At 40.8% G+C, this 14,785-nt stretch carries 13 protein-coding genes and 4 tRNA genes; 13 read left to right on the top strand and 4 right to left on the bottom strand.

Features of this window, described 5'->3' with window-relative positions; genetic code table 11:
• Window positions 1-20 precede the first annotated feature (20 nt).
• The 8 genes from dinG to GZH31_RS06170 all read left to right on the top strand — a co-directional run bounded on the left by dinG (window position 21) and on the right by GZH31_RS06170 (window position 6,154).
• Window positions 21-2,096, top strand: coding sequence for an ATP-dependent DNA helicase DinG (dinG, locus tag GZH31_RS06205; RefSeq protein ID WP_075594135.1), 2,076 nt, complete (start codon window positions 21-23; stop codon window positions 2,094-2,096).
• Complete coding sequence (locus GZH31_RS06200) at window positions 2,096-2,872, top strand: TSUP family transporter (protein ID WP_118844175.1); 777 nt, start codon at window positions 2,096-2,098, stop codon at window positions 2,870-2,872. The genes dinG and GZH31_RS06200 overlap by 1 nt, the downstream gene beginning before the upstream one ends.
• Window positions 2,873-3,481 carry a primosomal replication protein gene (locus GZH31_RS06195; protein ID WP_180311479.1) on the top strand — a complete coding sequence of 203 codons (609 nt, stop codon included), beginning with the start codon at window positions 2,873-2,875 and terminating at the stop codon, window positions 3,479-3,481.
• Window positions 3,478-4,371, top strand: coding sequence for a histone deacetylase (locus tag GZH31_RS06190; protein ID WP_180311625.1), 894 nt, complete (start codon window positions 3,478-3,480; stop codon window positions 4,369-4,371). The genes GZH31_RS06195 and GZH31_RS06190 overlap by 4 nt, the downstream gene beginning before the upstream one ends.
• A gap of 45 nt (window positions 4,372-4,416) precedes the next feature.
• Window positions 4,417-4,695 (top strand): late competence development ComFB family protein, encoded by a 279-nt coding sequence (locus GZH31_RS06185; RefSeq protein WP_065978833.1) that lies wholly within the window; start codon window positions 4,417-4,419, stop codon window positions 4,693-4,695.
• Entirely contained in the window at window positions 4,685-4,843 is a 159-nt protein-coding gene (locus GZH31_RS06180; RefSeq protein ID WP_075594137.1) for a YbaM family protein, read from the top strand. The genes GZH31_RS06185 and GZH31_RS06180 overlap by 11 nt, the downstream gene beginning before the upstream one ends.
• A 107-nt stretch (window positions 4,844-4,950) precedes the next feature.
• A complete protein-coding gene (locus tag GZH31_RS06175; RefSeq protein WP_118844172.1) occupies window positions 4,951-5,838 on the top strand; it encodes a DMT family transporter in 888 nt (295 codons plus the stop codon).
• 73 nt (window positions 5,839-5,911) lie between these two features.
• On the top strand, window positions 5,912-6,154 hold the full coding sequence (locus GZH31_RS06170; protein ID WP_036969480.1) for a hypothetical protein: 243 nt from the start codon (window positions 5,912-5,914) through the stop codon (window positions 6,152-6,154).
• Between the two features lie 5 nt (window positions 6,155-6,159).
• Here GZH31_RS06170 and GZH31_RS06165 read toward each other — a convergent pair whose 3' ends face one another.
• From GZH31_RS06165 to GZH31_RS06150, 4 genes are read right to left on the bottom strand one after another with little or no spacing between them, the layout of a single operon-like run.
• Window positions 6,160-6,819: a tRNA (adenine(22)-N(1))-methyltransferase TrmK gene (locus GZH31_RS06165; protein WP_036969481.1), complete on the bottom strand. Its 660-nt coding sequence runs from the start codon at window positions 6,817-6,819 to the stop codon at window positions 6,160-6,162.
• Window positions 6,819-7,748, bottom strand: coding sequence for a class I SAM-dependent methyltransferase (locus GZH31_RS06160; RefSeq protein ID WP_074989788.1), 930 nt, complete (start codon window positions 7,746-7,748; stop codon window positions 6,819-6,821). The genes GZH31_RS06165 and GZH31_RS06160 overlap by 1 nt, the downstream gene beginning before the upstream one ends.
• A 5-nt stretch (window positions 7,749-7,753) precedes the next feature.
• On the bottom strand, window positions 7,754-9,748 hold the full coding sequence (gene uvrB, locus GZH31_RS06155; RefSeq protein ID WP_036969486.1) for an excinuclease ABC subunit UvrB: 1,995 nt from the start codon (window positions 9,746-9,748) through the stop codon (window positions 7,754-7,756).
• The gene (locus GZH31_RS06150; RefSeq protein ID WP_074989787.1) at window positions 9,745-11,124 is read right to left on the bottom strand and encodes an MATE family efflux transporter; all 1,380 of its coding nucleotides are present in this window, start codon (window positions 11,122-11,124) and stop codon (window positions 9,745-9,747) included. The genes uvrB and GZH31_RS06150 overlap by 4 nt, the downstream gene beginning before the upstream one ends.
• Window positions 11,125-12,178: 1,054 nt before the next feature.
• On the opposite strand from GZH31_RS06150, the gene GZH31_RS06145 reads away from it, so the two are divergent.
• From GZH31_RS06145 to GZH31_RS06125, 5 genes are all read left to right on the top strand, one after another.
• Window positions 12,179-12,255, top strand: a tRNA-Asn gene (locus GZH31_RS06145).
• A gap of 21 nt (window positions 12,256-12,276) precedes the next feature.
• A tRNA-Asn gene (locus tag GZH31_RS06140) sits at window positions 12,277-12,353 on the top strand.
• A gap of 19 nt (window positions 12,354-12,372) precedes the next feature.
• A tRNA-Asn gene (locus GZH31_RS06135) sits at window positions 12,373-12,449 on the top strand.
• 26 nt (window positions 12,450-12,475) lie between these two features.
• Window positions 12,476-12,552, top strand: a tRNA-Asn gene (locus tag GZH31_RS06130).
• 184 nt (window positions 12,553-12,736) lie between these two features.
• Complete coding sequence (locus GZH31_RS06125; RefSeq protein WP_036969491.1) at window positions 12,737-14,680, top strand: EAL domain-containing protein; 1,944 nt, start codon at window positions 12,737-12,739, stop codon at window positions 14,678-14,680.
• Window positions 14,681-14,785: the final 105 nt, after the last annotated feature.

Genomic DNA, 14,785 nt, shown 5'->3' with positions numbered 1-14,785 from the left:
ATACTTTAGGTTATCTGGGCATGCTTTCTGACTCATTAAAAAAAACTATTCGGCAAATTCATAAGCATGTAGCTGATAATCTCACTGATTACCGCCCACGAAGTAGTCAAAACTACTTAGTTGCTGAAATAGCCAAAACACTGGCGGGTGAATACCATAAAAGCCAACGTATCTGTGTTATAGAAGCCGGCACAGGCACGGGTAAATCGTTAGCGTATTGTTTAGGTGCGCTGCCACTCGCTATGGCAAAAAAGAAAAAACTGGTTATTTCAACGGCGACCGTTGCCCTGCAAGAACAGCTAATTAACAAAGAGCTGCCTTTTTTCAAAGAGCATTCAGGCCTCGATATCAAGTTTGATCTTGTTAAAGGTCGACAACGATATATTTGTGCACAAAAGCTCAGCAACGCGGTCAATGGCGATAGCCAAACCCAAATGGAGTTCATGCCCACACTTTCTTCTCCATTAAGTGATATGGAAACAAAGTGTTTAAAACAGCTGTACGATGCGTATTCAAAAAAACAATGGCAAGGCGATCGCGATAGCTGGGCCGACACAATTCCCGATAAAGTATGGGGCCTTATTGCTTGCGATAAGCACTCATGCCAACGACAAATGCGTGCTCATCAATTATGTCCATTTCATATGGCGCGCCAGCGGTTAATGCAGATGGATGTGCTTGTTATCAACCACTCATTATTGCTTGCCGATCTTGATTTAGGCGGCGGAAAAATACTGCCTGAACCCGATAACACCATTTATGTTATTGATGAGGCGCATCACTTAGCCCATATCACTCGCGACTTTTCATCTGCCGCAGCGACCATCAAAGGCACGATAGAGTGGCTTGATAAACTGGTAAAATTTGCAGGCAAAATGGCCAACGTTTTGGTAGGCCAAAAGGCCATTGGGCAAAATTTTAAACTGAGCGACAGTATTAATGATGCGGCTAAAAACTTAAAAGTGGTGCGCGACATACTCGACAATGCCAACTTTAATTACAACAGTGATGATACCTATCGCTTTGAGCACGGTGAAATCCCAGCCTCGTTACATGCCAAAGCAAAAGACATTAGCGACGCAACGCTTGATGCTCTGCGTGCCTTGAATAAAATGCATGACACGCTCGTACAAGATGTGAGTGATGGCGATATAAAACCCTATGTTGCCGACCCTATTTTAGGGGAAAGTGGTCACTACATAAATCGTTTGGAATTATTAAATAAATTATGGTTTAGTTATGCCACAAAGGGCGAAGGTATTCCCCATGCACGCTGGATTAAACGTTTAGAATATAAAAATCATCATGATCATTTACTCAGTGATTGCCCAATTGAAGTTGGTTATTACTTAAAAGATAAACTTTGGAATCAATGCGCGGGAGCCGTACTTTGCTCTGCAACTTTAACCGCACTAGGGTCATTTGACCACTTTGCTTACGAGTGTGGCCTTGCCAAAGAAGAGGGTGTTAAGTATATCAAAGTGCCGTCACCTTTTGATTACCCCAAACAAGCTACATTACATATTCCGAACACACTTATAGAACCGACAGACAAAGCATTTAGTGATCATTTAGCCGAAAAGTTACCAAGTTACCTTGATGATAAAAAAGCAAATTTAGTGCTTTTTGCCTCATATTGGCAAATGGACCATGTGGTCAAAGCACTTAGAACGAAAGGGATAGATGTCTTAGTTCAAGGTGAAATGTCGCGCGAGGCCTTACTCAAAAAACACAAAGCTAATGTCGATTTAGGGAGGCCAAGTTATTTATTTGGTACACAAAGCTTATCAGAAGGGCTCGATTTACCGGGTAAATACCTAGAAAACCTCGTCATTACTAAAATTCCTTTTGCGGTGCCAACTTCACCGATAGAAGAAGCACAGGCCGAGTTTGTGCAAAGTAAAGGGGGCAATCCATTTTTATCAATCACAGTTCCTGATGCAGCAAAGAAATTAGTTCAAAGCTGTGGTAGACTGCTTCGCAAAGAAAACGATCAAGGTCGCATTACCATTCTTGATCGCCGTTTAGTGACCAAGCGATATGGCAAAGCCATGCTCGATACCTTGCCACCTTTTAAAAGACAAATTGATTATTAATGTTTGAACTAGCTTTAGAACCAACCACATGGGCATTACTTTGCGCTGTCGCGCTGGCCGCTGGATTTATTGATGCCATTGCTGGCGGTGGAGGTATGCTTACCGTCCCCGCGTTACTGACAGCCGGACTTCCTCCCCATCTTACGCTTGGCACCAATAAATTGGCAGCCAGTTTTGGCTCATTAACAGCCAGTGTCACCTACTTTCGTAAGAAGTTATTTAACCCTCGTTTTTGGGCTGCATCCATAATAGCAACAGCAATAGGGGCATTAATTGGTACGTTGGTTGTTGATTATTTAAGTATCGATTTTTTAAATAAATTGCTCCCTGTGGTAATCATTTTGGTTGCCTGTTACAGCTTATTTGGCAGCCTAAGCACAACAGAGCATAATGAATTACCAACACTTGATACTAAAACAAAGATTAAACAATGGTTACAAGGTTTAGGACTTGGCTTTTTTGATGGTCTTGCAGGGCCCGGTACCGGCACGTTTTGGACGGCTTCAAATAGTCTATTATATAAAATGAGCTTATTGCTTAACTGCGGCCTTGCTCGGTCAATGAACTTTGTCTCAAACTTTATTTCATTGATTACCTTTGTCGCATTAGGCCATGTTAATTTTTTATTAGGCATCACGATGGGCTTATTTTTAATGCTAGGCGCATGGCTAGGTGCGCATTCTGCGATTAAATTTGGTGGTAAAATGATACGCCCTGTCTTTAATACCGTGGTCATTATTTTGGCATTAAAGCTAATTTATGAGGCTTACTTATAAATGCATTCCCCTGCTTTTGATAAACTATGTGAACAAATTGCTCGGCTGAAACATCAAGCCACACAATTCGATCAGAGCAATTTATTTGCTAAAAACCGCTACATGCAAGCGCAACCAAGTTTATTTGATAGAGGGGTGTTTACAACAAAAAGTATGAAGCTTGCTGACTACGTGAGTGAAATTGAAGACGAGTTAAAAAGTTTACCCCCGGCAGAGCATCGCCACGCGTATCAATATGCCTTAGAGCGGATAACTCAGCAGGTACAAGCCGTCTTCAATGTAATAAAGTCGACTCCTGTTTGGGCAAAAGAAAACAAATACAGTTTTAGGCCTAAAACCAAACCTCAGGTATACAAACAAGCCGTACAAAAAATGATGCAATCGTCGCATGAACTGTATGACGAACTGAAACAGAACCATGAGTTTGAACGTCGTTTATTACTGATGATCGAAGAAAGAAAACTCAAACTAGACGCAGCCAGCGCAGCAAAAGCAGCAGAAATAAATCAAGAGATACTAGCATTGCATGCACGCTTAGGAAGGTGTCGTAAAGCAATTTCTGCCACCGAAGACAAAATTCAACAGGTCGAAAAACAGCAGCTTAGATAATGTTTTACTATCATCCCAGTTATTCTGCGCTTAATTTACCCGCACGGCATCGCTTCCCTATTCAGAAGTACAGCTTACTAAAACAAAAATTAAGTACCTCTATAAACGACGATAAGTTTATTACACCTAATAAAGCCACAACAGCACAATTAGCGTTGTGTCACGACCCGACTTACATTAATGCATTTTTAAATGGGACACTTGAGGAAAAAGCCATTAAGAAAATGGGCTTTCCTTGGTCAAACGAGTTAGTTGAACGCACCTTACTTTCTGTCGGTGCAAGTATAAATGGCGCTGAATTCGCATTGCAGCACGGTGCCGCTTTTAATCTAGGCGGCGGTTATCATCACGCCTTTAGTGATCACGGAAGTGGTTTTTGTATTTTTAACGATTTAGCGATTGCTGCAAACCACTTAATAAACGAAGGGCTGGCTGACACTGTTCTGATTTTCGATTGTGATGTACACCAAGGAGATGGCACCGCAGAAATTGTAAGCCATCACGAACAAGTGATTAGCTGCTCAATTCATTGTGAGCAAAATTTTCCGCGCATCAAGCAACACTCTCACTACGACTTCGCACTTGAGCATGGCACTACTGACCAACACTACCTTGAAACAGTAAAACAAGCATTCCAACTAACCGTTCGACTGCATCAACCCGATATCATTTTATATAACGCCGGCGCAGATATCGCTAGCGACGATGAGTTAGGGCATTTTTTTGTTAGCCTTGATGGGGTATACCAACGTGATCACTTCATATTAAGCCAAGCAAAAGCGCAGCAAATTCCTATTTTTTCGGCTTTGGGTGGGGGCTATCAACGAAATATAAATCGCTTAGTTAATGTTCATTCTCAGCTTTTTAGAGCTGCTGTCGATTTATTTTAAAGCTTGGTATACACTGAAATGACTATCACTTTGGATTCAAACTGTATGAAATTGCATGATGATATTCATAACTATTATGAAAAACTGGTTGTCGAAGATATAGCGCAACGAGAGTTAGATTCCGTATACAATGACGATGTGATGGCCGATTTATGCTGCACAGTACTCAACCAGCTTCCCGCTCGTTACATTCGCTACGATGTCGATATGGAGTTTTATTTACCGCACAGTGAGCGAATGCTAATGGAACAACAAGTACAAACGGCTATCGATGTTGCAATCAGCCAGGTTGCAAAGAAAAAGGAATTACAGAATGGGCAATGAATTAGAAGCCGCTCCTAATTATATTAAAGTGGCTGTCGACCTTATTATGCTCTTAGAACAAAACGAAGTCCCTGCAGAGGATGTGCTCGCAGCATTAGAAATAGTCAAATCAGATTACGAAAAAAAACGTGTGAAACCTGCTGAATAGAGGCCTTCTATTCAGTGCTTACTCTACACTTACAAGCCCGAATAAGGCGAGTTTATCAGGCAGTATCTGATATGCTCGTGCTTTATTATTTTGAATGATTCATCATTATGCCAATACACAGCTTACTGCGCTTATTTTTTCTTGCCGCTATTTGGGGCGCATCATTCTTGTTTATGCGTATGGCGGCCTCAAGTTTAGGGCCTGCCGTTTTAATTGAACTACGCGTAGGGTTTGCTGCCTTAACACTCTGTGTCTTTGCCGTGTATTTTAATAAAAAGCTTGCTTTTCTTACCTACAAAAAGCACTTTTTTATTATTGGTGCACTCAATTCTGCGATTCCATTTTTATTATTTGCGTTTGCCGCACAAACTATTAATGCCTCGACATTAGCGATTTTAAATTCAACAACCCCCATTTGGGGAGCCATTTTTGGCATAATTTGGAGTAAATCGACACCGAGTAAAAGTATGATACTGGGACTCTTAGTCGGTCTCATTGGGGTTGCTATCCTAGTTGGACAAAACAGCCTAACTATCAATACCGCCACAGTAACAGCAATTATTGCATCCCTGTGTGCCTCACTTAGTTATGCTATTGCCTCGCATTACACCAAACACGCCCCCAAACTGTCAGCTTTCGATAATGCGCATGGCAGTATGTGGGCCGCAAGTATGCTCGTATTACCATTGATTTTTGTGATGCCAATAAGAGAAATGCCAAGTCAAACCGTAATGGCGGGTGTTATTGCTCTGGGTATTGTGTGTACTGCAGTGGCGTATATTCTCTTTTTTCGTCTAATTGACGAGATTGGTCCAACCTCTGCGCTCACCGTTACCTTCTTAATTCCTTTGTTTGGCATTATATGGGGCAACCTGATACTCGACGAAGAAATAGGGCCAAATACGTTACTTGGCGCTCTGTGTGTTATTGCTGGCACCATGCTTGTGACTGGGTTTATTCGTATAAAATCGCTTTTTAAACGACATACCTTGTAACAGAATCCCCTTTGCTTTTTAAAATCCAGTCTATACTCTATTGGATAAAGATACTGATAAAAGGAGAATTATGATGTCAGGCACTACGATGGTGGTATTAATTGTACTGATCTCGGTTGGTTCAGGCGTTATCTTCGATATGTATAAAAAACATTTAGAATTTAAATCGCGCACCCTAAAAGACAATAAAGAAGCGAATGAACAAGTTGCAGCGGTTACCGCTGAGCTTCTTGAGTTAAAACAACGCGTACAGACCCTCGAAGCCATAGTCACAGACTCAAGTTACAGCGTAAAACAAGAGATTAACAAGCTTTAAAACAATTAGGTTCGCATTAAGCGAGTATACTCATCAAGCACTTGCTGATAATAATCAGCATCTTGGTTTAGCATGCGTTGGTAATGTGCACATAGTTGCCCTAAGTAAGCTTGGTGCTCCTTATTCGTTAATTGCCACATCCCCTGTCCTACTCGCGTTATTGGCGTTTTAGCCGATGCGCTCACGAACATTAACTCATAAAAGCGTCTATTTTCAGAAATAAGGTGCTCGGCGACTAAACCAAAATCTAATGACTGTAGGTGGCTACGTACTTTATAGCTATGGTGCACAGGACAAACTATAAAATCGATGTGAGCAAGATGATTGTGAGCCTGAATCTGCGAAATAAACTGACACATTAAATCTCCCCCAACTCCTGCAATAATCACGAGATGACGTTTTTGGGGTGTTAAAGAAATAGTGGCCACATCTTGGCAATGTACCTGCCAATGTCCGCGTTGTTCTTCAGTTGAAAAACGCGCCAGTGTCTGTTGGAGTGACTGCATCAACTCAGGCACGATATCTACAAAGTGGATTTGATCGGCTCTATTATCTTTGAGTAACTGCATGCCTAAAAAGCCATGATCGCAGCAGCAGTCCCAAATCTCATCATACTCATTTGGGACCATTTGCGCGATCGCTGATAAACGCTTACTTAACGCCATTACTGTGTGGTTTTATAAACAAGCGCTTTTAAGCTTCTATCGCTGTCTACTTCAATAAAACCAGCGGTAGGCGCTAAACGTTCAACGAATGTAATTGCACCTTCTGTGTGCTCTGCAATCAGTGCTTTAAATGCTTGTTCAGACATTTCAGGGCTATTGGCACACAACAATAAAAGGGTGTTTTCGTTGAGCAGCTCAGGCAAACGGCGCAATATTTTTTGATAATCTTTCGTCAGAATAAAGCTGCCTTTTTGAAAGCTGGGCGGATCGACAATAATCAACTCATAAGGTGCTGACTTTTTAAGCTTACCAAATGATTTTAAAATATCATGAGGCAAGTAACTAACACCCCGTGTAAACCCATTAAGTTGGTGATTTTGTTTACCTGTTCTGAGCACGCCTTTATTCATATCCATATTAATGACTTGCTCAGCCCCCCCTTGCATTGCCGCAACGGAGAATCCGCAAGTATATGAAAATAAATTCAGTACTTTAGCCCCCTGACTATGAGCCTGTACAAACTCACGGCCACGACGCATATCAGGAAAAATACCGGTATTTTGCCTGCTCAATAAATCGACTCTAAATTTTATGTCATTTTCTTGAACAACATGCTCGTCAGGAAGTTCGCCGTGTACCACGCTATTAATCGTATTTATACCGCTACGCTGTTGATACACCAACGCAGTAATTAATTCTGGGGCATTATTTTGCGCCCATTGCCAAAGTACTTCAGTGAGTTGACCTAGTTGATCGTCAGGGATGCTCTCATACGACACTAAAAATAATGCCGGAGGGTAAAAATCAACATTAATATGGCTTAATTCAGCCACACTGTGGCCGCGGCCATGAAAAATACGGCAAAGTTCGTTAGCCGAAAGTGGCGCATCTGCTAACGCAGTTAAAATGGCTGAAAAATCGTTTGTCATAGTACTTAATTTATTAGCTGTTGTTGTAATTCATGTATTTCGTCACGCACTGAGGCTGCTTTCTCAAACTCCAGATCACTTGCGTACGCGTGCATTTTAGTCTCCAGTGCTTTAATTTGACTGGCAATCTCTTTAGCGCTTAGCACTTTTTTAGATTCTTTACGGACCAATCGAAGGTTATCTTTAGGGCCAGCCTCTTCACCAACATCCATAATATCCGTGATACTTTTCACTAACGCTTGCGGTACAATGCCATGTTCTGCGTTATGAGCTTGCTGTTTTTCACGACGACGATCAGTTTCATCAATAGCCTGACGCATTGAATTCGTTATACGATCACCGTACAGAATTGCTTTACCATTTAAATGACGAGCAGCGCGCCCTATTGTTTGTAATAAAGAACGCGTCGAACGTAAAAAGCCTTCTTTATCAGCATCGAGTATCGCTACGAGTGAAACCTCTGGCATATCAAGGCCTTCTCGTAATAAGTTAATACCCACTAACACATCGAAAACACCAGCGCGCAAATCACGAATAATCTCAACTCGCTCAACAGTATCGATGTCAGAATGCAAATAACGAACTTTTACATCATGATCATTTAAGTAATCCGTTAAGTCTTCTGCCATACGTTTTGTTAAGGTTGTCACTAAGACACGCTCATTTACCTCAACTCGTTTGTAAATCTCAGACAATAAGTCATCAACCTGAGTACCCACAGGGCGCACTTCAATTTCAGGGTCTACTAAGCCTGTAGGACGAATAACTTGTTCAGCCACTTCACCTGCTGAGCGCGTTAGCTCAAATTCGCCTGGCGTTGCCGATACATAAATCGTTTGCGGTGCAATTGCTTCGAACTCTTCAAATCGAAGTGGCCGATTATCCAATGCCGAAGGAAGACGAAATCCATATTCAACTAAGTTCTCTTTTCGACTACGGTCACCTTTGTACATTGCACCAATTTGCGATACGGTCACATGCGACTCATCGATGATCATCAAGGCATCATCAGGTAAATAGTCAAGCAATGTAGGCGGCGGATCGCCCGGAGTACGCCCCGATAAATAACGGCTGTAGTTCTCAATTCCAGAGCAATAACCAAGCTCGGTCATCATTTCTATATCGTATTGTGTTCGCTGTGCAATACGTTGCTCTTCGACAAGTTTATTTGCGCTAAGCAACTGGGCTCTGCGATCTTTTAACTCGACCTTAATATTTTCAATCGCATCAAGAATTTTCTCACGGGGTGTCACATAGTGTGTTTTTGGGTAAATAGTCGCGCGCACAATGTGCTTTTCAACAGCCCCTGTTAATGGATCAAAGATACTTAAACGCTCAATTTCATCATCAAACATTTCCACACGCACCGCGTATGTATCTGACTCAGCAGGGAAAATATCAACCACTTCACCGCGCACACGGTACGTACCACGACTAAATTCAATGTCATTACGCGTATATTGCAACTCGGCTAAGCGACGAAGCATATCACGCTGGTCGACAGTTTCGCCTACTTTGAGTAACAACATCATCTTCATGTACGAGTCAGGATCGCCCAAACCGTAAATAGCCGAAACAGATGCAACAATAATTGTGTCACGGCGTTCAAGTAACGCTTTGGTTGCACTTAAGCGCATTTGCTCAATATGCTCGTTAATAGAGGCATCTTTTTCTATAAATGTGTCACTGGCAACAACATACGCTTCAGGCTGATAGTAATCATAATATGACACGAAATATTCAACCGCATTATGAGGGAAAAACTCTTTCATCTCTCCATATAACTGCGCTGCAAGCGTCTTATTATGCGCCATGATAATCGTTGGCCGATTTAGATCATGGATTATATTTGCCATGGTAAAGGTTTTACCCGTCCCTGTAGCACCTAACAATGTTTGATGAGCAAGCCCTGCTTCAAGGCCCTCAGATAATTGAGCAATGGCCGTGGGTTGGTCACCACTTGGTTTAAATTTTGAAACCAGTTGAAAATGATCACTCATAAATGACACTCCTTCATCGCCGTTGTGCTTAATGCATTTACTTCTTTTATAAACCACTTATAAGCCACAAAAGCCGTAAACAAATTACCCACAGCTGCGCCTATAAACAAGCCTGTTAACCCTGCAATTTCACTCCCGACATAGGCAATTGGCACATAAAAGACAAATAAACGAATGATACTTAAAATCAGCGCATTCATTGGCTTATGTAAAGCATTAAATGAAGAGTTAGAGAGAATTATCACACCTTGCAAACCGTAACTTAATGGCAAGATATAAATGAAAAGTTTAATGACATCAATAACCGCCTGCTCTTTACCAAAGACATGCGCAATAAAACTAGAGGTCAAAAGCAACAGTAAATAAATGCCGAATTGCCAAATCATCACAAACTTCAACGTAGTAATATACGCTTCTTTTACACGGCCTAACTTTCCGGCTCCAAAGTTTTGACTGACAAACGGTGGCAGTGTCATCGACAATGCTAAAACCACTAAACTGGCTATTGACTCAATTCGGCTACCCACACCAAATGCAGCGACGGCTTCAGGGCCATGCTTAGCCACTAACGCCGTCATCACAGCCATTGCAATGGGTGTCAACATGTTCGCCCCTGCTGCAGGTAAACCTATTTTTAAAATTTTTCTTATTGCCCCAATAATCGTTTGTTGGCCAGCGTACAAGCTCAACAAACCATTTTTAATTGCCAGTATATAAAGAATAATCACCACCGCGAAAGACCATGCAATTACACTGGCAATGGCAGCGCCTTGAATACCCAATGCCGGTATTGGGCCCAAACCAAAAATTAAAATCGGATCTAACACGGCATTAATGAGACCCGCGCCCCCCATTACTAAACTCGGCGTTTTTGTATCGCCACTTGCGCGCAAAACAGAATTACCAACCATCGGGGTAATCAAAAATACACTGCCTAAAAACCACACACTCATATAGTCGTGTATTAGCGGAAGTACTTGCTGCCCAGCTCCCAACAATTCAAAAATAGGGTTAATAAATACATACCCAATAACAGACAAGCAAAACACCAAAACCACAGAAATGAGTAAAGCAATACTGGCATCAAACCGAGCTTCATCTAATTTGTCACTCCCTAATGCTTTCGCAATTACCGCTGAAGTGCCAATACCGAGGCCAATGGCAAGACTAATAACCGTAAAGGTTACAGGAAAAGTAAAGCTCACTGCTGCAAGGGGTTCTGTACCAAGTAGACTAATAAAGAAAGTATCAACTAGGTTAAACATCATTAAGGTGATCATCCCGAAGATCATAGGGATAGTCATTTTTTTCAACGTTGGCAGGATTGGAGAGTTTAAAAGATCAGGTTTAGATTTGCTCTGCGACGTCACGGTCATGGGAATACTTTGCCTCTTTTACTGAGCTGATAAGTTTAAAGCATCCTCGCCTTGCAAGCCACGGTTAATTTTAAACAAAGAAAACTGTCACTTTTGAGGCTTTAACATAAAAACAACCACGAACATCGTTAAAAAACAAAATAAGAACATCATTAATAGCATTGTTACAATAAAATGGCAGTAACCGCTGCTTTTTTACACAACAAACCGCGTCATTTTATCGTCACGAATAACATTACTTATCAATTCAGCGTCGCTTCAGATACAAAACTTAACCGTTTGATTTTAAATAAGTAAAAAAAATATGATTAAATGCTTGAAATTGCTGCAGCGCCCTAAAATTCTAGCGCCATAGCTGTTCTTAAAGTTTAATAAACAGAGTTATCCACAGAAACCGTGGATAACTCTCTGAAAGCCGCAATTATAAAGGCTTTTGAGCTCAGTATTTATCGCAACCTATGAAAATCACGCAAGTGTCTTGTTTTAACCCTTTTGTTAGATTCTTTTAAAGAATGCCTAATTATTGTTCACACTCACCCTGCAAATAAATATGACAATTCAAAATAAAGAGGCTAAAAAACAGCCTAACACACTGATAAAAAACACTTAAACCACTCTTCTATCTGTCTTTACATTCACAATTCAGGATCAATTAATGCCGTATTTAACGTTTTTTCTCAACCGACAGACCGATTTGAGACCTCTAAAATGGAAGAATTTAATGCGCAAATAAAAATGATTAGATTAAATTTTTATAGCGAGAATAAAATCTGAGATAAATGACAATTTCCTCTCTTATAAGCCAAAATTCTATACAACGAATACTTTTGACTAATTTATAATATTGCTCGTGGTCAAAAAGCATGCAAAAAATCACATGATCCAACATGAAATTTTACTTTAACCGCGAAAACATCTGTGTTTTTCAGCTACATTTTGTTCAGATCGAACATAAAAACATCGAATACACTTCTTTTTTGAATTTATGAAGTTTTTATGTTGACACTTTGCAATGCTGTCATTAATATTTCGCCCCGTTGAAAGGCATGACGCTTCCCCCTTAGCTCAGTTGGTTAGAGCGACGGACTGTTAATCCGCAGGTCCCCCGTTCGAGTCGGGGAGGGGGAGCCAAGTTTTTCGACCATAAACGTTTCCCCCTTAGCTCAGTTGGTTAGAGCGACGGACTGTTAATCCGCAGGTCCCCCGTTCGAGTCGGGGAGGGGGAGCCAAGTTTATGATTATGATTGTTCCCCCTTAGCTCAGTTGGTTAGAGCGACGGACTGTTAATCCGCAGGTCCCCCGTTCGAGTCGGGGAGGGGGAGCCAAATCATAAAGCACACTACTCTATTGTTCCCCCTTAGCTCAGTTGGTTAGAGCGACGGACTGTTAATCCGCAGGTCCCCCGTTCGAGTCGGGGAGGGGGAGCCAACTTCCAGAATATATTAGACTTTTATCATCTTTCACATTCTGCGAATCTATTAGACTTTCTGCCTTATATATTCTAATCTATCCTGAGTTATTTCTTTTTTGCTATTTAAATAGAATTCACTGTACTTAAAGCAATCAATCAGGGAATTGATTCTTCCTTTTAGGCTTTTATAAGATAAAAAACATGGCAGGCTTTAAAAAACTAATATTTGTTCAACTTATTTCTTGGCTACTATTTGCATTGCTCGGTGGGTATTTTATTGCACTGGGGTTTGACAACGCAGTTAGCGATGCTCAGAAAAAAGCGCAATTCGTAGTGAATACTTACATAAATAGTTTAACGATGGACGAGCTTGCGCCTGAAAAAATACAAAAAGCGCTTGCCGACGGCACTACTTTCTCTAAATTTATAATACGAGATCAAGCAGGTAACCTCGTTACCATGGTTGAATCGCCACAGCCCCTGCCCCTCTTTGCAGATATTGTAAATACGAGCTTTAATTCGATTCGCCCACAATTTGCTGTTAACCAAGCTTCTGACATAAAAGTTGAATTCACAATCAACGCAAACAATCTGGCAAACCTGCTACAACAGTCCATGTTTATTGTCATTTTAGTCTCAGGCTTAATTGCTTTGTTGCCTATTATATATATGCAAAGCATGTTTAGACGCTTAAACCGAAAAGTGAGCACCACCATTGCAGATATCATCGATATCTATATCAATCAAAATCAGGTTAATGGCGATCTTGAACAAGCAATGGACACAACACGCTTGAAAAAGCTTAGTAAAGATTTAATACCTACTTTCAATCGTCTTTCGCACTTTTTACAAACCAAGCATGATGATATTGAAAACAATGCAATGAGCATTAAGCAAGAAGCGTATAAAGATGTCATTACAAATCTTGGTAATCGTAATATGTTCGTCGAATACTACGAGAAAAACATCGAAAATGCCGATAAAAGCACCTTTGGCTCTTTAGCTATGGTGCGTTGTAGTGAGCTACAAGCAATAAACCAAACTCGCGGTTATCAAAAAGGCGATGAATACGTAAAAGGTGTTGCCGATATTATTAAACATATCAGTGGTACTTACACCAATAGCCAAGTATTTCGGGTAAACAGTTCAGACTTTGCTGTTATTTTACCTAATACTCCCCTAAAAGAAGCTGAACGATTCGGTGATAACTTACAATCGCGTTTTACGCAGTATCAGCAAAACCAAGAATTAAGTTCAGTAGCAAATACAGGCATAGTTGGGTACGAAAAAGGCAAACCTTTAGGCGAACTACTGTCGATTGTTGATAACGCTATGAGCATGGCACAATCTAAGCAAGCAAATGCATGGCATGTTCAACGCGAAACAGATTTAGTAAACAATGTGAGTGCTGGCTTTGGTAATCAAAACTGGCGCAAAGTGATAAACGAAGTGATCGAGTCAAAGCGTGTTCACTTAGTTATGCAAAATATCATGCCAATTGGTAAAAGCATCAAAGCCTATGCCGAAATTCAAGTGCGCTTTAAAACAGCCGAAAATCAAATGCTTCCTACGGCGTCTTTTTTAGCGATGGCCGAAAAACTCGGTATGGCAATGGAAATTGATCGATTAATAATCGACACCACCCTTGAAAAAGTGAAGACACGCAACTTCTCACAAAAGTTTTTTGGTATAAATGTCACAGCATCCAGTGCGCATAATGATCAGTTTCTTATTTGGTTAGAACGCCGTTTGTTAAAAGATAACAATATTGCCACTAAATTAATTTTTGAAGTCAGCGAATTTGGTCTTCAGCAAAATATAAAAGCAAGTAAGCGTTTTATTGATATGGTTCATCGTGTCGGTGCGCGTGTGACTGTTGAACGCTTTGGTGTAGGCTTAACTTCATTTAAATTCTTCAGAGACTTGAAGCCTGACTTTATTAAAATGGATGCAAGCTATACCCGCGGTCTTGAAGATGATAAAAACAATCAATATTTTATGCGCTTAATGGTAGATCTTGCTCACCGGATTGGGGTTAATGTTTTTGCCGAAGGTGTAGAGAGCCAGGAAGAGAAACACATTATCGAAACCCTTTGCTTAGATGGCGTGCAGGGTTATTACATAGAAAAACCAAAAGACATCTAAGATCTACGCCAATAAGACCTAATAAACCGACTGTTTATCAGGTCTTTAACGTAACTTTAACACTTCAAATACAAACAGCTTTGTTAATTTAAGCTAATCGCCTCG

Origin of the sequence: Pseudoalteromonas sp. JSTW, from assembly GCF_013423925.1 — a bacterium.
Taxonomy (GTDB): domain Bacteria; phylum Pseudomonadota; class Gammaproteobacteria; order Enterobacterales; family Alteromonadaceae; genus Pseudoalteromonas; species Pseudoalteromonas lipolytica.
This window is presented reverse-complemented; position numbering and strand designations above follow the sequence as displayed.